The organism is Nitrosophilus alvini (genome assembly GCF_015100395.1).
Classification (GTDB): domain Bacteria; phylum Campylobacterota; class Campylobacteria; order Campylobacterales; family Nitratiruptoraceae; genus Nitrosophilus; species Nitrosophilus alvini.
Map to the genome: position 1 here is coordinate 622,501 of NZ_AP022847.1, position 21,842 is coordinate 644,342.

The 21,842-nt window shown below is 38.6% G+C and carries 19 protein-coding genes and 2 rRNA genes (1 of these 21 running past the window's edge); 17 read left to right on the top strand and 4 right to left on the bottom strand.

Annotated features, from left to right (window positions below; translation table 11 throughout):
* The 4 genes from EPR_RS03260 to argH all read left to right on the top strand — a co-directional run.
* Positions 1-946: ribosomal RNA gene (locus EPR_RS03260) — 23S ribosomal RNA — on the top strand; it begins 2,271 nt to the left of the window's first position.
* A 152-nt stretch (positions 947-1,098) separates the two neighbouring features.
* Positions 1,099-1,214: ribosomal RNA gene (gene rrf / locus EPR_RS03265) — 5S ribosomal RNA — on the top strand.
* Positions 1,215-1,510: 296 nt separating this feature from the next.
* A complete protein-coding gene (locus tag EPR_RS03270) occupies positions 1,511-1,747 on the top strand; it encodes a hypothetical protein (protein WP_200763850.1) in 237 nt (78 codons plus the stop codon).
* Between the two features lie 123 nt (positions 1,748-1,870).
* Complete coding sequence (gene argH / locus EPR_RS03275; RefSeq protein WP_200763851.1) at positions 1,871-3,265, top strand: argininosuccinate lyase; 1,395 nt, start codon at positions 1,871-1,873, stop codon at positions 3,263-3,265.
* Positions 3,266-3,290: 25 nt separating this feature from the next.
* On the opposite strand, the gene EPR_RS03280 is transcribed toward argH, so the two are convergent.
* Positions 3,291-3,647 carry a histidine triad nucleotide-binding protein gene (locus EPR_RS03280; RefSeq protein ID WP_200763852.1) on the bottom strand — a complete coding sequence of 119 codons (357 nt, stop codon included), beginning with the start codon at positions 3,645-3,647 and terminating at the stop codon, positions 3,291-3,293.
* A gap of 123 nt (positions 3,648-3,770) precedes the next feature.
* Between EPR_RS03280 and pheS the strand changes: the two genes are divergently transcribed.
* The 13 genes from pheS to EPR_RS03345 all read left to right on the top strand — a co-directional run bounded on the left by pheS (position 3,771) and on the right by EPR_RS03345 (position 19,649).
* Positions 3,771-4,763 carry a phenylalanine--tRNA ligase subunit alpha gene (gene pheS / locus EPR_RS03285; protein ID WP_234697169.1) on the top strand — a complete coding sequence of 331 codons (993 nt, stop codon included), beginning with the start codon at positions 3,771-3,773 and terminating at the stop codon, positions 4,761-4,763.
* Positions 4,760-7,102, top strand: coding sequence for a phenylalanine--tRNA ligase subunit beta (pheT, locus tag EPR_RS03290; RefSeq protein WP_200763853.1), 2,343 nt, complete (start codon positions 4,760-4,762; stop codon positions 7,100-7,102). Before pheS ends, pheT begins: the two co-directional genes overlap by 4 nt.
* On the top strand, positions 7,099-8,397 hold the full coding sequence (aroA, locus tag EPR_RS03295) for a 3-phosphoshikimate 1-carboxyvinyltransferase (protein WP_200763854.1): 1,299 nt from the start codon (positions 7,099-7,101) through the stop codon (positions 8,395-8,397). Before pheT ends, aroA begins: the two co-directional genes overlap by 4 nt.
* Positions 8,387-9,214 (top strand): 4-hydroxy-3-methylbut-2-enyl diphosphate reductase, encoded by an 828-nt coding sequence (locus EPR_RS03300; RefSeq protein ID WP_200763855.1) that lies wholly within the window; start codon positions 8,387-8,389, stop codon positions 9,212-9,214. The genes aroA and EPR_RS03300 overlap by 11 nt, the downstream gene beginning before the upstream one ends.
* 70 nt (positions 9,215-9,284) lie before the next feature.
* A complete protein-coding gene (locus EPR_RS03305; RefSeq protein WP_200763856.1) occupies positions 9,285-10,952 on the top strand; it encodes a 30S ribosomal protein S1 in 1,668 nt (555 codons plus the stop codon).
* Between the two features lie 15 nt (positions 10,953-10,967).
* Positions 10,968-12,557, top strand: coding sequence for a phosphoglycerate dehydrogenase (serA, locus tag EPR_RS03310; protein WP_200763857.1), 1,590 nt, complete (start codon positions 10,968-10,970; stop codon positions 12,555-12,557).
* A 162-nt stretch (positions 12,558-12,719) separates the two neighbouring features.
* Positions 12,720-14,126 carry a TolC family protein gene (locus EPR_RS03315; protein ID WP_200763858.1) on the top strand — a complete coding sequence of 469 codons (1,407 nt, stop codon included), beginning with the start codon at positions 12,720-12,722 and terminating at the stop codon, positions 14,124-14,126.
* A complete protein-coding gene (locus EPR_RS03320) occupies positions 14,127-14,918 on the top strand; it encodes an efflux RND transporter periplasmic adaptor subunit (RefSeq protein ID WP_200763859.1) in 792 nt (263 codons plus the stop codon).
* 12 nt (positions 14,919-14,930) lie between these two features.
* Positions 14,931-16,580, top strand: coding sequence for an efflux RND transporter permease subunit (locus EPR_RS09275; protein ID WP_200763860.1), 1,650 nt, complete (start codon positions 14,931-14,933; stop codon positions 16,578-16,580).
* On the top strand, positions 16,577-18,259 hold the full coding sequence (locus EPR_RS09280) for an efflux RND transporter permease subunit (protein WP_200763861.1): 1,683 nt from the start codon (positions 16,577-16,579) through the stop codon (positions 18,257-18,259). The genes EPR_RS09275 and EPR_RS09280 overlap by 4 nt, the downstream gene beginning before the upstream one ends.
* Positions 18,259-18,462 (top strand): DUF2905 domain-containing protein, encoded by a 204-nt coding sequence (locus tag EPR_RS03335; protein WP_200763862.1) that lies wholly within the window; start codon positions 18,259-18,261, stop codon positions 18,460-18,462. Before EPR_RS09280 ends, EPR_RS03335 begins: the two co-directional genes overlap by 1 nt.
* A gap of 43 nt (positions 18,463-18,505) precedes the next feature.
* On the top strand, positions 18,506-19,069 hold the full coding sequence (gene efp / locus EPR_RS03340) for an elongation factor P (RefSeq protein WP_200763863.1): 564 nt from the start codon (positions 18,506-18,508) through the stop codon (positions 19,067-19,069).
* A gap of 22 nt (positions 19,070-19,091) precedes the next feature.
* Positions 19,092-19,649 (top strand): DJ-1 family glyoxalase III, encoded by a 558-nt coding sequence (locus tag EPR_RS03345; protein ID WP_200763864.1) that lies wholly within the window; start codon positions 19,092-19,094, stop codon positions 19,647-19,649.
* Positions 19,650-19,721: 72 nt separating this feature from the next.
* Here EPR_RS03345 and EPR_RS03350 read toward each other — a convergent pair whose 3' ends face one another.
* The 3 genes from EPR_RS03350 to EPR_RS03360 form a co-directional block, all read right to left on the bottom strand.
* Complete coding sequence (locus EPR_RS03350; RefSeq protein WP_200763865.1) at positions 19,722-20,537, bottom strand: HAD-IIB family hydrolase; 816 nt, start codon at positions 20,535-20,537, stop codon at positions 19,722-19,724.
* A 67-nt stretch (positions 20,538-20,604) separates the two neighbouring features.
* A complete protein-coding gene (locus tag EPR_RS03355; RefSeq protein WP_200763866.1) occupies positions 20,605-21,078 on the bottom strand; it encodes a hypothetical protein in 474 nt (157 codons plus the stop codon).
* A gap of 53 nt (positions 21,079-21,131) precedes the next feature.
* Positions 21,132-21,785, bottom strand: coding sequence for a phosphoribosyltransferase (locus EPR_RS03360; protein WP_200763867.1), 654 nt, complete (start codon positions 21,783-21,785; stop codon positions 21,132-21,134).
* Between the last annotated feature and the right edge of the window lie 57 nt (positions 21,786-21,842).

Consider the following 21,842-nt stretch of genomic DNA (forward strand, 5'->3'; position numbering starts at 1 on the left):
CTTGTCGGTTAAATACCGACCTGCATGAATGGCGTAACGAGATGGGAGCTGTCTCGACCAGGGATCCAGTGAAATTGTAGTGGAGGTGAAAATTCCTCCTACCCGCGGAAAGACGGAAAGACCCCGTGGACCTTTACTACAGCTTGGCACTGCCATCGGGATAAGGATGTGCAGGATAGGTGGGAGCCTGAGAAGCCCGGACGCCAGTTCGGGTGGAGGCGACCTTGAGATACCACCCTTCCTTATTCTGATGGCTAACTTGCATGTGTTATCCACATGGAGGACAATGCCTGGCGGGTAGTTTGACTGGGGCGGTCGCCTCCTAAAAAGTAACGGAGGCTTACAAAGGTTGGCTCAAGACGGTTGGAAATCGTCTGGAGAGTATAAAGGCATAAGCCAGCCTGACTGTGAGAGAGACAACTCGAGCAGAGACGAAAGTCGGTCTTAGTGATCCGGTGGTTCTGAGTGGAAGGGCCATCGCTCAAAGGATAAAAGGTACCCCGGGGATAACAGGCTGATCTCCCCCAAGAGCTCACATCGACGGGGAGGTTTGGCACCTCGATGTCGGCTCATCGCATCCTGGGGCTGGAGCAGGTCCCAAGGGTATGGCTGTTCGCCATTTAAAGCGGTACGCGAGCTGGGTTCAGAACGTCGTGAGACAGTTCGGTCCCTATCTTCCGTGGGCGTAGGAAGGCTGAGGAGAGCTGCCCCTAGTACGAGAGGACCGGGGTGGACGTGCCACTGGTGTACCAGTTGTCCTGCCAAGGGCACCGCTGGGTAGCTATGCACGGAACGGATAACCGCTGAAAGCATCTAAGCGGGAAGCCGACTCCAAGATGAGCCTTCCCTGAAGGACGCAGGAAGACTACCTGCTTGATAGGCTGGGTGTGTAAGGGCTGCAAGGCCTTTAGCTGACCAGTACTAATAGTCCGTTCGGCTTACATATAAAAGATCTGGGCGTATGCCGCCTTACTGAGTTACTTAAAGAGATTGCATCTTTATTTGGGCTGTTAACAATGAGTTTTTGTTCTTTGATACAAAACCAAAATGAAAATGACAGAAAGATTAAGGGCTTCTCGAAGCTTTTACTCTTTCTGTCCTGGTGCCTATAGAGCGGAGGAAACGCCCGGTCCCATCCCGAACCCGGAAGCTAAGCTCCGCATCGCTGATGATACTGCACCCCTCGGGTGTGGAAAAGTAGGTCGGCGCCAGGCCAGGTTTTTCTTCTATTTTTAAATTACCCTCCTGTAAAATATAAAATTCTTTTACTAACTTCATAAAATGAATATATTATGATAACTTATATTTGCGCCTTTATTCTTTTCTTTCTGTCAAATCTTCAATGGCTAAGCTTGATATAATAAATACTTATGTAGCATATATTAAGAAACCATCTAAATAATAACTAAAAAAGGTGTTGTCGATGAAGAAAGTACTATTAATAAAAATTATTTTATTATTTATTTCTATTCCTCTTTTCTCTTCTGTTTACAAAGGCCAAAGAGCTTATATGAAACATTGCAAAATGTGCCACAAGTCTGGATCTAAAGTATCTTCTTTAATGAATATGGAGGAATGGGAAGTTTTATTCGAGAAAAGAGGAGAGAAAATCGCCAAATTACATAAAAAAAAGAAACAGGCAGATGAATATTTCAGTGGTGACAGATTTAAAAAAGAGAGCAGGCATCTGCTTGATTTTTTCAAAAAATATGCAAAAGACAGCGGCAACGTTCCTGCCTGTAATTAAGCTTAATTTTGTATATTGACCTTCTGAATAACCATTGTAGTTTATATTCTTTATTTATGTTTGCCCCTTCAAATAGCCTCTCTTTTTTGTTATCATTCTACAAAAAATATTAGGCGGTGTTTAATGGCAAAGATGTGGTCGGGAAGATTTGAAAAAAGCGCTTCCAAACTCCTTGATGAATTCAATGCATCACTTATGTTTGATAAAGAGCTATATAAAGAAGATATTGAAGGCTCAATAGCACATGCAAAAATGCTGAATAAGCAGGGTATTTTAACTGATGAGGAACTAAAAGATATTATCAAAGGATTAGGTCAGATAAGAGATGAGATAGAAAAGGGCGAATTCAAATTTGAAATATCCGATGAAGATATACATATGGCAGTTGAAAAGAGACTTACAGAGATTATCGGATATGCCGGTAAAAAGCTGCATACTGCCAGAAGCAGAAATGATCAGGTAGCTTTGGATTTCAGACTCTATGTACAAAGAAGGAATAAAGAGATAAAAGAGCTCCTTTTAAATCTTATTGATACTTTTGTAGAAGTTGCAAAAGAACACAAAAGTACTCTGATTCCTGGAATGACACATCTTCAGCATGCGCAGCCTATATCTTTTGCCTATCATATGTTGGCTTATGCATCAATGTTTAAACGAGATGTGGAGAGATTTGAAAGCAGCTTCAGAAGAAACAATTTTTCTCCGCTTGGATGTGCAGCTCTAGCGGGTACACCGCATCCTATTGATAGAGAGTTTACTTCAAAAGAGCTGGGTTTTGATGCTCCGACGATAAACTGCCTGGACAGTGTAAGTGATCGTGATTTTGCGCTTGAAATTCTGTTCAATATTGCCACTATGATGATGCATATATCAAGGCTAGCCGAAGAGTTGATACTCTGGTCGAGCTATGAATTCAAATTTATTACGATAAGTGATGACTATGCAACAGGAAGTTCCATAATGCCACAAAAGAAAAATCCTGATGTTCCGGAACTTCTCAGAGGTAAAACCGGCAGAGTCTACGGAAATCTCATCTCTTTGCTTACCGTTATGAAAGGGTTGCCTCTTGCATACAACAAAGATATGCAGGAAGACAAAGAAGGTGTTTTTGACAGTGTAAAAACAGCCAGAATTTCACTTATTATTCTTAATGAAGTTATAAAAAGTATGAAAATAAACAAAGAAAACATGTACAAAGCCTGCAAAACAGGACATCTGACTGCTACAGACCTTGCTGACTATCTTGTGGAGAAATGTCATATACCTTTCAGAGAAGCCCATTTTATAACAGGACGAGCCGTTGCACTTGCCGAAAAGAACGGCAAAGATATAAGTGATCTGAGTTTTGAAGAGCTAAAAAGTATCGATGATAGAATAAAAGAGGATGTGATGGAGTATTTGCAGCTTGAACACTCTATGAATTCCAGAAACTCTCAGGGAGCCACATCTGTAAAAAGAGTAGAGGAACAGATAGAGTATTTTGAAAATTGGCTAGAAAATATGAGTGATAAGGGGTAAAGCTGATATTGCTTTACCCAAAGTATTAAATATTTTTTTTCACAGTATCCGGAGCAAGGTGTGGCCATTTCAGTTTCGCTCCGCCAAGCATATGAAAGTGAAGATGCATGACTTCCTGACCACCATCTTCTCCGTTGTTTACGATAAGTCTGTAACCTGTCTGGTCAAGCCCTACTTTTTTTGCAATCTCCTGTATAAAAGGGGTCATTTTTGCCATAACTTCAGGGGGAGTACTTTGGAAATTTTCTATATGCTGTTTAGGAATTATCAAGATATGTACGGGAGCTTTTGGATTTATATCGTGAAATGCCAGAAACTCATCATTTTCATCAATTTTATTGCTTGGAATATCGCCTGTAACAATTTTGCAAAAAATACACATATAAAACTCCTTTTTAGTATAATTATATCCAATTACACCACAATGTGTAAGAAGAGTTGCTAATCTTTTTATAATAAACTTTGTAATAGAATTCGGGCACGCTTTAAAAGAAAGGGGATATCCTTGGAAGAGTGGATAGAAAAAATTAAAAACGCTGTGAGCCTTGAAGAGCTCGACAAAATAAGAGTTGCAATATTTGGCAAAAAAGGCATTTTGGCAAGTGAATTCGCAAAACTAAAAAATCTGCCAAATGACATAAAACCGAAAGTTGCAAAAGAGCTTAATGAATTTAAAGAAAAAATAAACAGAGTTTTAAACGAAAAAAAAGCAGCTTTGGAAAAAGAAGAGATTGAAAAAGCTCTGAAAGCGGAAAAAATAGATCTCTCTTTATATAGTCCTGCAGGTATCAAAGGTGCAATTCATCCTGTCAGGGATACAATGGACAGGATAATCGAATATTTTATTCATATGAATTTTTCTATCCAGACGGGTCCGTTGGTAGAAGATGATTTTCACAATTTCGAAGCTTTAAATCTTCCAAAACACCATCCTGCAAGAGATATGCAGGATACTTTCTACTTTAAAGATGATATGCTTTTAAGAACGCACACATCTCCGGTACAGATAAGAACGATGCAAAACACAAAACCTCCTATCAGGATGATAAGTCCGGGAGCGGTATTTAGAAGAGATTTTGACCTCACACATACACCTATGTTTCATCAGGTAGAAGGTCTGTTGGTAGATGAAAAAGGTGCGGTATCTTTTGCTAATCTTAAATTTCTTCTTCAAGATTTTTTAACATATATGTTCGGAGATGTAGAAGTAAGGTTTAGACCGAGCTTTTTTCCGTTTACGGAACCATCAGCAGAAGTTGATATAAGCTGTATATTCTGCGAAGGCGAAGGTTGCAGAGTCTGTTCTCAGACAGGTTGGCTTGAGGTTTTAGGATGCGGTATGGTTGACCCGAATGTTTTCAAAGCTGTAGGATATGATAATGTAAGCGGATATGCTTTCGGGCTTGGAGTGGAAAGATTTGCGATGCTGATACATAAAATACCGGATCTTCGTTCTTTGTTTGAAGGAGATTTGAGACTATTGGAGCAGTTTAGATGATAGTAACCAGAAGCTGGCTGAATGAATGGATAGACCTGGGTAAAATTGAAACTGAAAAACTTTTGGAGACACTTAACAAAATAGGTCTTGAAGTTGCAGAATACAAAAAGATTGATATTCCCGAAAAAGTAGTTATAGGAAAAGTTCTGGAATGTAAAAAACATCCTGATGCCGATAAACTTAGTGTATGCCAGGTTGATATCGGAAGTGCTGTCAGGCAGATAGTATGCGGTGCCAAAAATATCAAAGAGGGTCAGTTTGTGCCTGTTGCTACGATAGGTGCGCTCTTACCCGGCAATTTTAAAATAAAACATGCAAAGCTAAGAGGTGTTGAGAGTGACGGAATGATATGCTCAAGTACCGAAATAGGGCTTCCAAAAATCGAAGAGGGAATTTTGGTGCTTGATGAAAGTATAGGCAGACTTGAAATTGGCAGAGAACTAAGAGAGTATCCGATACTGAATGATGAGATAATCGAAATAGAGCTTACCGCAAACAGAGGAGACTGCCTGAGTATCTGCGGTATTGCCAGAGAACTTTCAGCTGCGTTTGACCTTCCTGTTAAATCTTTTGAAGAGGAGTTTTTACAAAAAGGCGAATTGCAGATAGGTATAGGCAGAGTTTTGCATATGAAGCATGAGAACAATATCGATGCCAGCCTGATGTATAAAGTCTATTCAAATGATGTAGAGTCTCTTCCTCTGAAAATCAAAGCGAGACTTTCCATTATTGAAGAGTCGTTCAAAAGTCCGATAGAGGATTTTGCCTTTTATGCTACATATTCGACAGGCGTGATTCTCAGAAGCTACTGTTACGAGATATTCAAAAAAGACGAAAAAAGTGCTCAGATAGAGATAAAAAGAGATGAGATGGGCTTCACTTCGGTCTATGACTCCAAAAAAGTTTCCATGGTGGGAGTAAATCAGATAGAAGAGTCCAAACCTCTAAAAAAAGATGAATATTTTATAATAGAAGCGAGTTATATAGATCCTGAAACCGTATCCAAAAAAGTTTTTGAAGCAAAAGAGAAAGTTGAAACGGACTGGGTCTATTACAGAAGTAGCAGAGGAAGCGAACCCAATCTTGCTTTCGGTCTTGACTATCTGTGCTCACTGTTCAAAAAATATACGGCACTTAAAATATTTGCCGGAACGCATGAGATAATAACCGAAGTATCTCCAAAGATCATAAACATTAATCTGGAAAATCTAAATTCCCTTATAGGACAGGAAATTGATAAAAACAGAATCGTGAAAATTTTACAAAAACTGCAGTTTGAGGTTACAAAAGCAGAAAACGACAATCTTGTAGTTAAAATACCGCTTTTCAGGCACGACATAGAAAATGAACAGGATATTGCAGAAGAGATAGTCAGACTTGTAGGTATAGACAATATAGAAGCAAAACCGTTTAAACTTGAAGAAAAAAACAGAATAAACGATGCATACAAAGAATTCAAAAAGAGAAAAGAGCTGAGACAAAGAGCTGTAGCAGCCGGTTTTTATGAAACGGTAAATTATGTATTTACAAACAGAGATATTTTGAAAAAATATGGTTTTGAGACGATAAAGCCTGAAAAAGAGTTGATAAATCCTATCACAAATGAATTAAATACTTTGCGTACGACTTTGGCTACCGGGCTTTTGGAACAGGCCAGAAACAATATGAATTTTGGTAAAAAAAGTGTCAGACTTTTTGAAACCGGAACAGTTTTTGATTCGGATAGAAATGAAAAGATCTTTTTGTCGTTCATATTCAGCGGCTTTAAAGAGAACGACTCGGTAAGCAACCTTGGAAAACCTGAATTTATAGACTTTGCAACATTTGCAAATAGAATATCTTCCATCATAGGAGACTTTGAACTTATTGAAACAAAACCGGATAATCTGCTCGCACATCCTTACCAGTGTGCCAAAGTTGTTGTAGATTCAGATGAAGTTGGAGTTATATACAAGCTTCACCTGTCAATACAAAAAGAGCTTGAACTTCCACCCACATATATATGCGAACTCTTTTTTGATAAAATTCCTTTTGAACTTAAAGAAGCAAAAAAATATTCTAAGTTTCAGCCCTCGTTTAAAGATCTCAGTGTAGTTATTGATAAAAACATAACTTTCAAAGAGGTCAAAGAAGCCATAAAAGAAGAGCTTCCGGAAGAAGTTAGAAGGTTTTATCCAATAGATATTTATGAAAGCGAAGAGTTGGGAGAGAAAAAGAGCCTTACTGTCAGATTCCTGATACAATCGGACGAAAAAACTCTTGAAGAGAGTGAGATTTCGGAAATTTTGGAGAAAATTTTAGATAAACTGAAAGCAAAAATCGGAGCAGAACTTAGATGAACTATATAGAAGTAAAAAAATCGGCCCCTTTTAATATTGAAATTTCCGATATAGCTCCGGATAAATCAATCTCACATAGATGTGCTATGTTTTCTCTTCTCTCAGACAAACCTTCCGTAATCAGAAATTATCTTCGAGCCGAAGATACGCTCAATACGCTCAATATAGTTTCAAAACTTGGTGCAACAATCGAAGAGAAAAATGATGAGATTGTTATAACACCAGATAAAATACGCGAACCCGACGATATACTTGACTGCGGCAATTCAGGTACGGCCATGAGGCTCTTTTGCGGATTGCTTTCAAGCTGCGAAGGTTTTTTTGTTTTGACAGGGGACAAATATCTTAGACGCAGACCAATGAAGAGGGTTGCTGAACCTTTAAGAAGCATAGGTGCAAAAATAGACGGAAGAGAAAACGGTAATCTTGCACCTCTTGCTGTCAGAGGGGGAAAGCTGAAAGCTTTTTCGTACGAGAGCAAAATATCTTCGGCTCAGGTCAAAAGCGCAATGATACTTGCGGCTTTACATGCAGACGGGGTATGTAGATACAGTGAGCCCGAACTATCCCGTGACCATACCGAAAGAATGCTCAAAGGCATGGGTGCGGATATCAGAAGCGAGAGATCCGGAAACAGAGGTGTCCACATTACCGTTTCACCTATGGAAAATCCTCTTGAGCCTCTTAACATAAGAGTTCCGGCTGATCCATCAAGTGCTTTTTTCTTTGCTGTTGCTGCCGCAATTGTTCCCGGAAGCAGAGTAGTGCTAAAAGATATAACTTTAAACCCTACCCGTATAGAAGCGTATAATGTTTTGAAGAGAATGGGTGCCAAAGTAGAATTTGTTGAAAAAGAGAATATATATGAACCGATAGGTGATATAATAGTGGAATATGCTCCTTTGAAGGGTGTGGAAGTAAGCGAGAATATCGCCTGGCTTATTGATGAACTCCCCGCTCTCTCCATAGCGATGGCAGTAGCCAGGGGCACAAGCAGAGTTTCAAATGCCGAAGAGCTGAGAGTCAAAGAGAGCGACAGAATCAAAAGTGTGGTTGAAAATCTTGAAAAATGTGGTATAAAAACAGAAGAGTTTGAAGACGGATACATGATTGAAGGCGGTTCTTTCAAAGAGGCCGTAATAGATAGTTATGGAGATCACAGGATAGCCATGAGCTTTTTGATTGCCGGTCTTCTGTCAGGAATGAGAGTGGAGGATACCGAATGTATCGCCACATCGTTCCCTAATTTTATCCAGATACTGAAAAAAATTGCAGAGGTAGAGAGTGGAAATTAGACTTGCAAAAAGCTACGGATTTTGTTTCGGCGTAAAAAGGGCTATTAAAATAGCCGAAGAGAGTAAAAACAGCAATACACTCGGTCCATTGATTCATAATAAGCGAGAGATAAAGAGACTGGAAGAAAAATATGGTGTAAAAGTGGCCGAAACCAGTGAAAATCTTGAAAATGGTGCCGATGTTATTATAAGAACACATGGGATACCAAAAAATGACCTTGAAAATCTAAGGGAGAAAAACTTCAATATCATCGATGCTACCTGTCCGTTTGTTACAAAACCGCAGCAGATAGTAGAGCAGATGAGTAAAGAGGGTTACGATATCGTTATTTTCGGTGATATACAGCATCCTGAAATCAAAGGTGTTATGAGTTACGCCGAAAATCCTCACGTTATTCTTGATGTTTCGCAGATTCAAGGCAAAAGGTTGAAGGAGAAGGTTGCTGTTGTTGCCCAGACTACAAGAAAAATAGATGAATATCTCAAAATAGTAGACTATCTTGTTAAAAATTATAAAGAAGTACGAGTTTTCAATACGATTTGCAACGCTACTTTTGAAAATCAGAGTGCTGCGAAAGATCTCTCAAAAGAGGCTGATGTGATGATAGTGGTGGGAGGGAAAAACTCTTCCAATACAAAACAGCTATACAACATATGTAAGGAAAACTGTGAAGACAGTTATCTTGTAGAAGATGAGAACGAACTCAAAAAAGAGTGGTTCGAAAATAAAAAAATATGTGGTATAACGGCAGGAGCTTCAACTCCTGATTGGATAATTGAGAAGATTATTGGCAAAATAAGGGATTTTAAAGTATAATGTCTAAATTTTTGTCGATTAAATCATAAAAAATTGAACAAAAAATGAAAAAAAGGTCAAGGGAAAAGGTATGGATAAAGAGGATATTTTGAATAACGGTGAAATGAATGAAGATTTTGCCGCAATGCTAGAGGAGTCTTTCAAAAAGAGAGAATCGAAACTGTTAAACGGACATATTGTCGAAATTCAGGAAGCGGACGGAAAAGTTTTGGTCGATGTTGGGGAAAAACAGGAAGGCATACTCAACATTAACGAAATCAAAGATGAAGAAGGCAACCTAAAATACAGTGTGGGAGATACATTAAAAGTTTTAATTTCGGGTTTTAGAAACGAAAGACCGGTTATTTCGCACAAAAAAGCGCTAGCAAAAGAGAAAACCGCCGAATTTATAGAAAAACATAAAGATGATTTCGAAGATATTGTAGTAGAAGGCAATATAGTAGGAAAAAACAGAGGCGGATATGTGGTAGAAAGCGAAGGAGTGCAATTTTTTATGCCTATATCACTCTCTTTGCTGAAAGCAAAACCGGAATATGACAGAAAAATAAGAGCAAAAATCATAAAAATGGATCCTCTAAGCGGTTCAATAGTGATTTCAAGAAAAAAATATATAGAAGATGAAAGAAAAAGAAGAAAAGAGATTATAAATAAACTACTGAGTGAAGATAAAATAATAGAAGGCAAAATCAAAAAAATTACAAACTATGGGATGTTTGTAGAAGTTGCCGAAGGAATAGAGGGACTTGTTCATTATAACGAAATAAGCTATAAAGGGCCTGTTAACCCTTCAAAGTATTATAATGAAGGAGAGAGTGTCAGTGTTAAAGCAATAAATTTCAATAAAGAGAAAAACAGACTATCACTTTCTATAAAAGCGACACAGCCCGATCCATGGAATGAGATCAAAGATGAGCTTGAAGTGGGTGACGCTATAAAAGTGACAGTAAGCAATATTGAGCCTTACGGTGTATTTGTTGATCTTGGAAACGATATAGAAGGGTTCTTGCATATATCTGAAATTTCCTGGGACAAAAAAGCGAAGCACCCCAAAGAGTATCTAAATACCGGCGATGAAATAGATGTTGAAGTAATTGAGATAGATCCTGAAAACAGAAAACTTAGAGTCTCGTTGAAAAGACTTCTTCCCAAGCCTTTTGAAGAGTTTGTTAAAAAATACAGTGTCGGTGATACAGTAAAAGGAGAGGTGACTTCTGTAACGGATTTCGGTGCATTTATAAAAATTGGTGGAATCGAAGGACTTCTTCATAATCAAGATATCAGTTGGAACAAAAATGAAAAATGCAAAGATGTATTGAAATCCGGTGATGAAGTTGAGGTGAAAATCGTTAAAATAGACAAAGAGTCAGAAAAAGTTTCTCTAAGCAGAAAAGCACTTCTCGAAAGTCCTATCGAAATATATGCGAAAGAGCATAATGTAGGTGATATTGTAAAAGGAATCATAAAAGACATAAAAGATTTCGGTCTGTTTGTAGAACTTACAAATGATATTGAAGCCCTGATAAGAAAAGAGGATCTTGGACCTTTGAAAGCTGAGGAGCTGAATAAAGGTGATGAAATTGAGGGCGTGATCACTCTATTGGATCCTAAAAGAAATAAAATAAGACTTTCTGTAAGAAGACTCGATAAAATGAAAGAGAAAGAGGCGCTCAAAGAGATAAACAGCCAGAATGAAAAACTGACTCTCGGTGAAATTATAAAAGATAAATTGAACAAATAGTTTTAAAGGAAACGGATGAGTAAAAAGAAGATAGTTGTATGCGATCATATTCATCAAAAAGGCATAGAACTTCTTGAAAAAGAGAAAGATATTGAACTTGTCAATGCAGCAGATATTCCAAAAGGTGAGCCTTTATATGAAACTGTTTCTGATGCCGATGTTGTTATAACAAGAAGCTCAACCGATGTTGATGAGCCTTTTTTGAATGCTGCGAAAAAACTCAAAGCTATTGTAAGGGCCGGGGTCGGCGTTGACAATGTGGATATTGAAGGATGCAGCAGAAGAGGGATAATCGTTATGAACGTTCCCACAGCAAATACAATCGCCGCTGTGGAGCTGACTATAGCCCATATGCTAGGATGCATGAGAGCATTTCCCTATGCGCATAATCAATTAAAGCTTGAGAGAATCTGGAAAAGAGAAAACTGGATAGGTAACGAACTAAAAGGCAAAAAGCTGGGAATTATCGGTTTTGGTAATATCGGAAGCAGAGTAGGAGTCAGAGCACTTGCATTCGGCATGGATGTTATCGCTTACGACCCTTATATAAGTCCGAGCAAAGCTACGGATCTCGGTGTGAAATATACTACAAATTTTGATGATATTCTTGCCTGTGATGTGATAACTATCCATACACCGAAAACTAAAGAGACCATCAATATGATAGACCGCGAAGAGATTGCAAAAATGAAAGACGGTGTAGTTCTAATCAACTGTGCTAGAGGCGGTCTTTATAATGAAGATGCTTTATATGATGGGCTTAAAAGCGGAAAAATAAAATTTGCCGGAATAGATGTGTTTGCAAAAGAGCCGGCTACTGACAACAAGCTTCTTGAACTGGATAATGTGACGGTAACCCCGCATCTTGGAGCAAATACGGTCGAGTCTCAGGAAAGAATAGCCACCCAGGCAGCCACCCAGGCAATAGAAGCTGCACGCGGTGTTAGCTATCCAAATGCTTTGAATCTTCCTATAAAAGAAGATGAAATTCCTCCTTTTGTAAAACCCTATCTGGAACTTACCCAAAAGATAGGATTTTTGGCGGCTCAGGTAAACAAAGGGGCTATAAAATCGATAAAAGTATTTGCAGAGGGTGAAATAGGCGACTTTTTGAAGTCATTGACTACTTTTGCCGTAGTGGGAGCCTTGAAAGAGTCTCTTGGTGAGGCGATAAACTATGTAAATGCCGAGTTTGTAGCAAAAGAGAGAGATATAAGCATAAGCTACGAGAAGAAGTCAAATATATCCGGATATAAAAACAAGATAGCTGTCAAACTTACAACCGACAAGGATGTAATAGAGATAGGCGGAACGATATTTGAAGAGAATGTTCAAAGAATAGTGGAGATAAACAATTTTGCACTCGATGTAGAGCCTAAAGGTAAAATGATATTCTTCAGAAATACCGATGTTCCAGGTGTCATAGGCGATGTGGGCATGATTCTTGCCAAAAACAATATCAATATAGCAGATTTCAGGCTTGGGCGTGATGAGCATGGACAGGCTCTGGCTGTGATTATTGTCGATGATGATGTAGACAAAAAAACAATTTCGGAACTTGCGGCTCTGAAAGCATGTATTTCTGTCCATTATGCCGTAATTTGATTATTTCAAGGGCTTCTCTGCCCTTTTTTTAAACCCCAGTATTATAAGCCAAAGTTATTGCTTAAATTTAATTAAGTTAAAATTAAGTCCCACTTTATTATAATTTGCTACCTTAGTAAAATAATTATGTACTTACAAAGTATCATTCCATGGAGGAGATATATGAGATATCTTTTTGTTTTGCTCTTTTTATACGGCTCTCTTTTTGCGGGGATGCAAAATCTCGATTTGAATAGTGCGATTGAACTTCTGAAGAAAAACAATAGCGATATCAAAATAGCAAAATTTAATGAAGATATTGCAAAATTTCAGACGAAAATAGCAAAAAGCTACAACTACGGTATGCTTGATCTGACTTTCAATGCATTGCGCTCAAACGATGCCGGCAATGTTTTTGGATTTAAACTGCAAAGCAGGGAGGCCACATTTGCCGACTTCGGTTTTGATGAATTTCTCGCCCCGATGGGATATGCATTGAGGCAGGCAAATAGTGGGTCTCTTACCCCACAGGATTTGCAAAATATGAACTCGATTTTGGGCATAGAACCCAAACTTCTGAACTACCCTGAAGCCAGAAGCCATTTTCAGACGAAACTCTCCTACATGGTTCCGCTTTATACGGGAGGAAAACTTACACAGTACGAAAAGATTTCCAGGGCTATGGAAAAGATGAGTCATCTCGATACGAAAAAGATAATCAATGAAAAAATTTACCAAACTAAAAAGACCTTTTACGATATAACATTGGTTGACAATCTTATCTCAAATCTAGAAACTCTTTACGGCAATATTGAAAAACTTGAAGATATTGTTCAAACTATGATAGAAGAAGGATATGCGAAAGATACTGATCTTTTAGAAGTTCAGGCAAAAAAAGCTGAAGTTTTAAGTTTCCTGAATCAGGCAAAACTAAACAGAGATCTGGCATATCAGTTTCTCTCTTTTTTAGTGGGTACCCAGGTCGAATCTATCAGGCATACCGATGAGCTTGCCAGACTGCCGGAGGGTGAGACCAAAGAGCTTGTGGAAAAAACTATAGACCTTAAAAAAGTCAAATTGGGCATGAAGATAAGCGATATGAACGTGAGACTCCAAAAATCAGGCTTTTATCCTACTTTGGGAGCATTTGGCGAATACGGAAGCGCAGACAATAAGCCTTTTAATGACTTTACCGATAAAGACGCATATACTGTCGGCATGCAGATGAAATGGAATCTATTTAACGGTGGAGAGACCAGTGCGAGTGTACAGAAGGCAAAAATAGAGAAAATGAAAGTGTATGAGCAGTATTCTCTTGCGAAAAGAGGGCTTGCTCTTAAAATCAATAAAATAAAAACTGAAGTTAAAAGCAAAGATTATGATATACAAAGCAATGAAAAACAGCTTGATTTTGCAAAAAGAGTTTATGAAAACTATCAGGAGAGATATAAAGAGGGACTTGTAGGTATAAATGAGGTTCTTATAAAACACTCCGAAGAGATAAAGGTATTGATGAACCTTTTGAAAGTCAAGACTGAACGCAACGAAAAAGTATTCGAACTGGAAAGCATACTGGATAAAGGAGAATAGATGAGAAAAATATTTGCAATACTGTTTTTGGCTGCCGGACTTTTTGCAGCGGAGATGAAGCTTTCGGGCAGCGTTGTTTCAGACGATACCAAAATGATATCCAGCAGGTTTATGGGGTTTGTCAAAAAAATTTATGTCTCTGAAGGTGACAGAGTAAAAAAAGGAGACTTGCTTTATATTATAGACAGCAAAGAGATAGATCTTGCAAAGACACAGGTGGAACTAATGATATCACAGGCAAAACTTGCCGTTATGATGAATGAAAACATGTACAACAACGTTCTTACAAATCTTGAGAGATTTAGAAGGTTATACAAAAAAGGAATGGTTGCAAAGCATGAGCTGGAAAATATGGAGCTTGCCGAAAAGAACACCAAGGCCATGGTTGAGATCTCCAAAAAACAGGTAAAGCAGGCACAGGCAAAACTGAAAGAGGTATTGCATCAGTATGAATACCTGAAACTAAGAGCTCCCAACGACGGTGTCATTATTCAGAAAAACATAAAAGCGGGTCAAATTGCAATGCCCGGAATGCCGGCTCTTATACTCACAAGCCTTGAAAACCTTAAAATTTTGGTAGAAGTTGGTGAGAGCAGTCTGAAGCATATAAAAATCGGTGACAAAGTTGATGTTCTAATACCTTCTATCGGATTTCAGACAACCGGGAAAATTGCCGCTGTCATACCCGCGTCAAATCCTATGACACATAAGTTCAAAGTCAAAATCTCTTTTGACAAAGGTGAAAAAGAGACTGTTATCCCGGGTATGTATGCAGAAGTCATTATAAAATAGCGAGGACAAAAGATGGCAGAAAAAAAATGCAAATTTATTCCCAAAGACAGTGCCGGTAAGCTGGCAAAAACCTTTTTGCACAACCCGCTGACTTCGATGCTGGCTATATTTATACTGGCAGTTGGATATCTGGCTTTGGAAATAACTCCCAGAGAAGAGGACCCGCAAATAGCTATAAGCGGCGGTACGATAATAGTTCCTATGCCGGGAGGGACTCCCAAAGAGATAGAAAATGTTATAGTCAAGCCTCTTGAAGAAAAACTGAGAGAAATTTCAGGAATTGAACATATCTACGGTATGGCTATGGAAAATGTGGGGATAGTCAATGTGCAGTACTATATAGGTCAACAACGAGAGATATCAAACCTTAAACTTTATGACAAAGTTATGCAGAATATGGATCTTTTGCCAAAAGGAGTTATGCAACCTATTATAAAACCTTTTGATATTGATATAGATATTCCTATTTTGACATTTGCTTTTTACAAAAAAGAGGGTTCGAATATTTCCGATGCAAGAATGTATGAAATTATAAAAAATATAAAATATCGCCTAAACCGTGTTAAAGATGTTGCAAAGACACAGCTCAAAGGTGCGCATAAAAGGCAGTTTAACGTTCTTGTTGATCTTGGAAAACTGAAAGGGTACCATCTCTCCATGGGACAGATAATGCAGGCAATAGGAGCCGTTGCAGTCGAGGTGCCTGAAGTAAAAAGCAAGACAGACAAAAAAGAGCTTGTTATATTTGGTGTCAAAAATGCCATCGATTCCATTGAAGATGTAAAAAATATTATGGTTGCCTCATATATGGGCTCACCTATATATATCAAAGATATAGCGACGGTTGAAGACGGTATAGATATTCAAAATTTCAAGTCGGCCCAGATAGTAATGAAGGGTGAAAATAACAAAAATACAGAAAAAGAGCAGATTACCCTGACAGTTTCAAAACTAAAAGGAACAAATGCGGTTTTCGTTGCAGAAGACGTTATGAAAGAGTTGGAGTTATTGAAACCTATGCTTGAAAAAGAAGGTATAGGATATGTTCTTACAAGAGACTATGGGAAAAGGGCAAACGAAGCCGTCAATGAATTGGTTGATCACCTGCTTATAACTATTGCTATTATAGCTGTTATGCTTGTTTTCTTCCTCGGATGGAAGGAGTCTCTGATAGTAACCTTCACGGTTCCGGCCATATTGGCAATTACTCTCTTTATTGCTTATTTGACGGGGCAGACAATAAACAGAATTACACTTTTTGCATTCCTTCTCTCGCTTGGCCTTTTGGTGGATGCTGCAATTATCGTGATAGAAAATATCCACAGGCATCTTCATTCACACGATGCGGTTGATAAAGATATGGATGATATTCTGGTAGAAGCGACCGATGAGATAGGACCTCCTACCAATATAGCTACACTGGCTATTATTCTGACTATGGTCCCAATGGCGTTTGTGGGCGGTATGATGGGAGAATTTATGAAACCGATTCCATACAACGTGCCTGTTGCATTGATTGCATCTCTCGTGATTGCATATATATTTACGCCATATCTGTCCAAAAAGCTTTTGAAAAAGCCGCGCCTGCATCATCATCACCACCATTTCCAGAAGGGGGATAAAACAGAATCGTGTGATATAGACAGAGGAGAGACAAAGTGAAAAGATTTGAAGAGTTTGTCTATAAGATATTAGAAAAAAAGAGCAGGAAACTGCTGGTAATATTAATAACCGTTATACTTTTTGCAGCATCTATCGCACTTCTTCCTACAAAGATAGTCCTTGCAAAGATGCTTCCAGGAAAAAGTGCAAATACTTTTTCGGTATATATTGATGCTCCTACCGGGAGCTCGATAGAGGAGACAAAAAGCGTTGCCCAGTGTGTTGCGGATATCCTCAAAAAAGAGAAGGAAGTTACCGATATTGAGATATTTTTGGGACAGGGTGCACCTCTTGATTATGCGGGTCTTGTTAAAGGCTCAGCATTTAAACAGAGCGAAAATGTGGCCGAGATTGTTGTAAACCTTACCGACAAACATGAAAGAGAAGAACGCTCTTACAATATGGTCCACAGACTCAGACCTGTAATTCAGAGCAAATGCGAAAATGTAGTATCCGGTACCTCTATAAAAATGATAGAGCAGCCTGCAGGACCTCCTACACTTGCTGCTGTAGTTGCCGAAATATACGGTGATAATGAGAAGTCAATCAGAAAGCTTGCCGGAAGAGTTGCCGATATTTTCAAAAGAACAGATGGACTTGTAGATGTGGATATTATGGCTGATGAGATATTTAAAAAATTCAAGCTTATACCGAACAAAGAGAAGATTGCCAAAAGCGGACTCAGCGTAGAACAGGTAAACAAGATACTTTATCTTGCTTTTGAGGGTATGACGGTAGGGGTAAAAAATGCGGAAGATTATCCGGGACAGATAGATATATTTTTGAGGCTCGATGAAAAAAGCAAAAATCTGCCAGAAAAATCAAAAGAGGCTATGGAAGCGAAACTGGCATCTTTTGAGCTGATGAACAAAATGGGTATGATGGTACCGCTCAAAGAAGTTGTAGATGTAAAAGAGGTTGAAAACGAACCTATGATAATGCATAAAAATCTCAAAAGAATGGTTAACGTCATTGCAGAAACCGATCTGGTCTCTCAGGTATACCCGCTTCTAGATGCAAGAAACAAAATAATGGAAGAACTGAAAAATGAGTATGATATAACGACAACAGACTATCTTTTCAATCTGAGATTTATTGATAAAAAGACCGGTGAAGTGCTGGATCTGAAATGGGACGGGGAGATGAAAGTAACACTTGATACTTTCAGAGACCTGGGAACTGCATTTATTGCGGCTCTTGTTTTGATATTCATATTGATGGTGGTATACTATAAAAGTTATGTTTTGAGCGGAATCGTTCTGCTTGGAAGTTTTCTCTCTATAATAGGCGTGATTTTCGGTCACTGGGTAGCTGATCTTGTTACAGAGGATACATTTTTTCTTACTGCTACCTCTTTGATAGGATTTATCGCCCTTATGGGTATAAGTTCAAGGAACTCATTGCTTCTTATAGACTTTGCAAAGTCTTTGATGGAACAAAAAGATATGTCAAAAAGAAGAGCGATAGCGGTTGCAGCAGCTACAAGAGCGAAACCGATATTTCTGACAGCCATTGCGATAATACTCGGTTCTGCACTCCTTGCAAGCGATCCGATATTTGGCGGACTGGGGGTGGCTTTGATATCTGGAACTGTAGCAGCTGTTTTAGTGTCACTTATTTTTATACCTGTTTTGATGGATAACACAAAGGCTATGGACTTTACCAAAAAAGAGGAATAATGCCGGAATTTGGAAAATTTCTTATTTTTGCCGGAACTGTTCTTGTTATCATCGGGTTGTTTGTCTCGTATATAGGCAGACTTCCCGGTGATATTTATATAAAAAAAGAGAATTTTACTTTCTATTTTCCTATAACTACATCTATTCTGCTTAGCATCATTATCTCGCTCATTTTCTACATTTTTAGCCGTTTTTTCAAGTAATTTTGGTAAAATTTGGCTACTTATATATCTATAGGAGAAATTTATGGCATATTCTATGAACGATTTAAAAAAAGGTCTTAGAATCGAAATTGACGGCGTACCTTACAGAATCGTCGAATATCAGCACGTAAAACCTGGAAAAGGTGCAGCTTTTGTAAAAACAAAGATAAAATCTCTTCTTGACGGAAGGGTTCTTGAAAAGACTTTCCATGCAGGCGATAAATGTGAAAAGCCGGATCTTGAACAAAAAACGATGCAGTATCTTTATGACGACGGAGAATATCTTCATTTTATGGATACACAGACGTATGAACAGGAGACTTTAACAAGAGAACAGGTGGCAGATGCGGCTAAATGGCTCAAAGACGGGATGAATGTGGAGGTTCTCTATCATAACGGCAAAGCTATAACAGTAGAGCCTCCTATGACTGTAGAGCTTGAGGTTGTGGAAACTCAGCCGGCTTTCAAAGGCGATACGGCTACCGGAGGAAGAAAACCTGCGAAGCTTGAAACCGGAGTTACTATCAACGTTCCTTTCCATATTCTTGAAGGAGATGTTGTAAAGGTTGATACGAGAACGGGCGAATATATCGAAAAAGTGAAATAACAACTCTTTACAGGAGGTCGAAATGGCAAAAGTACTTGTACCGCTGGCTGATGGATTTGAAGAGATAGAAGCTATGGCTATAATAGACGTTCTAAACAGAGCGGGTATAGATGTAACCGTTGCCGGACTAGGTGGCACCGAGATAGAGGGTGCAAACAGCAAACTGAAAGTAAAAGTGCCGGTAACGCTTGATGAGGTTAATGCCGGTGATTTTGATATGATGGTACTTCCGGGCGGACTTCCGGGAGCCGAGCATCTTGCAAATAGCGAAAGAGTAAAAGAGATCATAAGAGAGCTTGATGCAGAAGGCAAAATGGTAGGCGCAATATGTGCAGCTCCATGGGCTTTGAAAGAGGCTGGAGTATTAGAGGGTAAAAAACATACAAACTATCCCGGTTTTGAAGAAAAAACCGGTATCGAAGGTTATATCCCTGATCAAAAAGTTGTAGTTGACGGCAATGTAATAACATCAAGAGGACCGGGTACCGCTATCTGTTTCGCTCTTGAGATTGTCAGAAAACTTAAAGGTGAAGATACATATTCTCAGCTAAAAGCCGGCCTTCTTGCTGATTACTGCTGATATGGAAGTGACGAAGTGAAGGGGTGAGGAAAATACCTTCATCCTTCGTCCTTAAAATTTAAGGTTCAACCTCTAAATTTTTTCCAGATAGCGGGCAACCGCATCTTCGTCGTTTGTGTGCGGCAGGACTATGTGGGCTATCTTTTTCACTTCTTCTACCGCATTTTTTACCGCTACACTTTTTCCGGCCTTTTTGAACATTCCAACATCATTATGGCTGTCACCGAAAACTGTCAGGTGCTCTTTTTTGCTTTTTGTATATTCAAGGAGTTCTTCAAGGGCATGAGATTTATCCCCTTTTGGGTGAAGCAGAGTCAGGAAATGACAGTCTATATATGGATCTTTTGAAAGTTTTATCTCTATTTCGTTTGCGAATACCTCTTTAAGTCTTTTTGACAGTTCACTCATATGCTTCTCTTCACCCATATAGACAACTTTGAGGTTTTTGTTTATCCCTTTTATATCTTTGATATTTGTAAGGCGGCTGTCGTTTTTGTATTTTGCCAAAAGCTCTTTTTGGTAGATGTTGGTTTTTTCCGGATATAGAAAAAGTTCGTTGACTCCTTCGTTGATTCCTACGATAAAAGGAAGAATATCGAACTTTTTTCCCTCTGCTATTATGGAGTCTGTTATCTCTTTTGAAAGAGCGTTAAGAGCTATCAGTTTTTTTTCGCTCGTCGCTACCATCGCTCCGTCAAGTAGTATCATAGGAAGATTGATACTGAGTCCATCCAGAAACTGAAGACTGGTTTTGAGGCTTCTTGCGGTTGCGATAGAGAGCAGATGGTTTTTTGCTTTTTCATTCCATACTTTTTTGCTGTATTCCGAAAGAGTAAGGTCGGTTCTTAAAAATGTTTTATCTAGGTCGGTTACGAAGAGTTTTTTCAATAATATCCCCTGTAATTTTTAATGCGATATTATCATATTTTGCCGAAAAATTACAGGGGAGGTCTGTTTATCTCTTTTTCAAATTCAAAAGATAGTTGAGTTGTGCTTCGTCAAGAACATTTTTCGTGTTGTAGATACATCTGATATGGGCCATTGTCGCCTGGGCTTTAAGTTTTGCCAATTTGTCCACTTTCGGTTTGAGGTTTTCCGGCATTTCACCTTTCATAGCTGCAGCCGCTATTTCGTTTTCAAGTGCTCTTATCTCTTTGGCAAGAGACATAACAGTTTTTATCGTCTCTTTTCTGATTTTAAGAAGTTTGGGTTTTTGATCATCTCTTAGAGCCAGTTTAGGATCATCCCAATGTTTTTTGACAAGTTTTGTTAGATGTGGCATTTTTCCGATTATAAGAAAGGGCGAACCTTTCATCTTCATATGTTTTTTATACTTTTTTATTTTTTCTGTTTTTGAAGGGGTGTCTGTGCTTTGCATTGCAAAGAGCAAAGATGTACCGGCAATCATAATAAGAGCTTTTTTTAACATTATCCATCCTTTTTCTGTTTTGGACATTTTATCAGATATATGTTAAGAGAGTGTTAATTTTCTTTTTCTCTTTTTATTTTATACTCTTCCCATTTTTTCATAATTTCCAGAACTTCTTTGTCACTTACGTCATACCAGTTTAGATAGACTTGTGCAACTGCATGAAAATCTGCAGGAGATTCCAGGACAATTATCTCATCAGCAAAATGTCTGAAAAACTCTATTGCTCTTTTGCCTGCTACCGGTACGGCTACGACAATCTTTCGGGCTCCTCTCTTTTTGCACATCTCTACCGCGGCAGTCATAGTAGAGCCCATTGCTATCCCGTCGTCTACAAGAATAACGGTTCTGTTTTCAAGTGGCGGTAGAGGCTTGCCTTTTCTTAGAATCTCTATTCGTCTTTTTGTCTCTTGGAACTGTTTTTCTATGATACGATTTATCTCTTCATCGTCAAGTCCTGCCGCTGCCGCTCTATTTATGAAGACTGTACCGTCTTCCACAACTGCTCCAAAGCCGCTTTCGGGATTGTATGGAAAGGGGAGTTTTCGGCATATGATGAGAGAAAAATCTGCATCCAAAGCTTTTGCTATTTCGAAACCAACCTCCGTACCACCTCTTGGGATTGCCAGAACTATAGGTTTTTCATCTCTGTATTTCATAAGAGCTTGGGCTAGTTTCTTACCGGCGTCTTTTCTGTCTTTAAACATAATAAAGCCTTTTTCTTTTTATTATAACATGGCATAATATACTGAAAATTATGGGCA

Bases quoted from the DNA above. Each gene is read 5' to 3' on its own strand.
- EPR_RS03335 (WP_200763862.1), top strand. From the start codon at position 18,259: ATGCCGGAATTTGGAAAATTTCTTATTTTTGCCGGAACTGTTCTTGTT.
- EPR_RS03305 (WP_200763856.1), top strand. From the start codon at position 9,285: ATGGATAAAGAGGATATTTTGAATAACGGTGAAATGAATGAAGATTTT.
- EPR_RS09275 (WP_200763860.1), top strand. From the start codon at position 14,931: ATGGCAGAAAAAAAATGCAAATTTATTCCCAAAGACAGTGCCGGTAAG.
- efp (WP_200763863.1), top strand. From the start codon at position 18,506: ATGGCATATTCTATGAACGATTTAAAAAAAGGTCTTAGAATCGAAATT.
- EPR_RS03345 (WP_200763864.1), top strand. From the start codon at position 19,092: ATGGCAAAAGTACTTGTACCGCTGGCTGATGGATTTGAAGAGATAGAA.
- EPR_RS03360 (WP_200763867.1), bottom strand. From the start codon at position 21,785: ATGTTTAAAGACAGAAAAGACGCCGGTAAGAAACTAGCCCAAGCTCTT.
- aroA (WP_200763854.1), top strand. From the start codon at position 7,099: ATGAACTATATAGAAGTAAAAAAATCGGCCCCTTTTAATATTGAAATT.
- argH (WP_200763851.1), top strand. From the start codon at position 1,871: ATGGCAAAGATGTGGTCGGGAAGATTTGAAAAAAGCGCTTCCAAACTC.
- EPR_RS03280 (WP_200763852.1), bottom strand. From the start codon at position 3,647: ATGTGTATTTTTTGCAAAATTGTTACAGGCGATATTCCAAGCAATAAA.
- EPR_RS03315 (WP_200763858.1), top strand. From the start codon at position 12,720: ATGAGATATCTTTTTGTTTTGCTCTTTTTATACGGCTCTCTTTTTGCG.
- EPR_RS03320 (WP_200763859.1), top strand. From the start codon at position 14,127: ATGAGAAAAATATTTGCAATACTGTTTTTGGCTGCCGGACTTTTTGCA.
- EPR_RS03355 (WP_200763866.1), bottom strand. From the start codon at position 21,078: ATGTTAAAAAAAGCTCTTATTATGATTGCCGGTACATCTTTGCTCTTT.
- EPR_RS03270 (WP_200763850.1), top strand. From the start codon at position 1,511: ATGAAACATTGCAAAATGTGCCACAAGTCTGGATCTAAAGTATCTTCT.
- pheT (WP_200763853.1), top strand. From the start codon at position 4,760: ATGATAGTAACCAGAAGCTGGCTGAATGAATGGATAGACCTGGGTAAA.
- serA (WP_200763857.1), top strand. From the start codon at position 10,968: ATGAGTAAAAAGAAGATAGTTGTATGCGATCATATTCATCAAAAAGGC.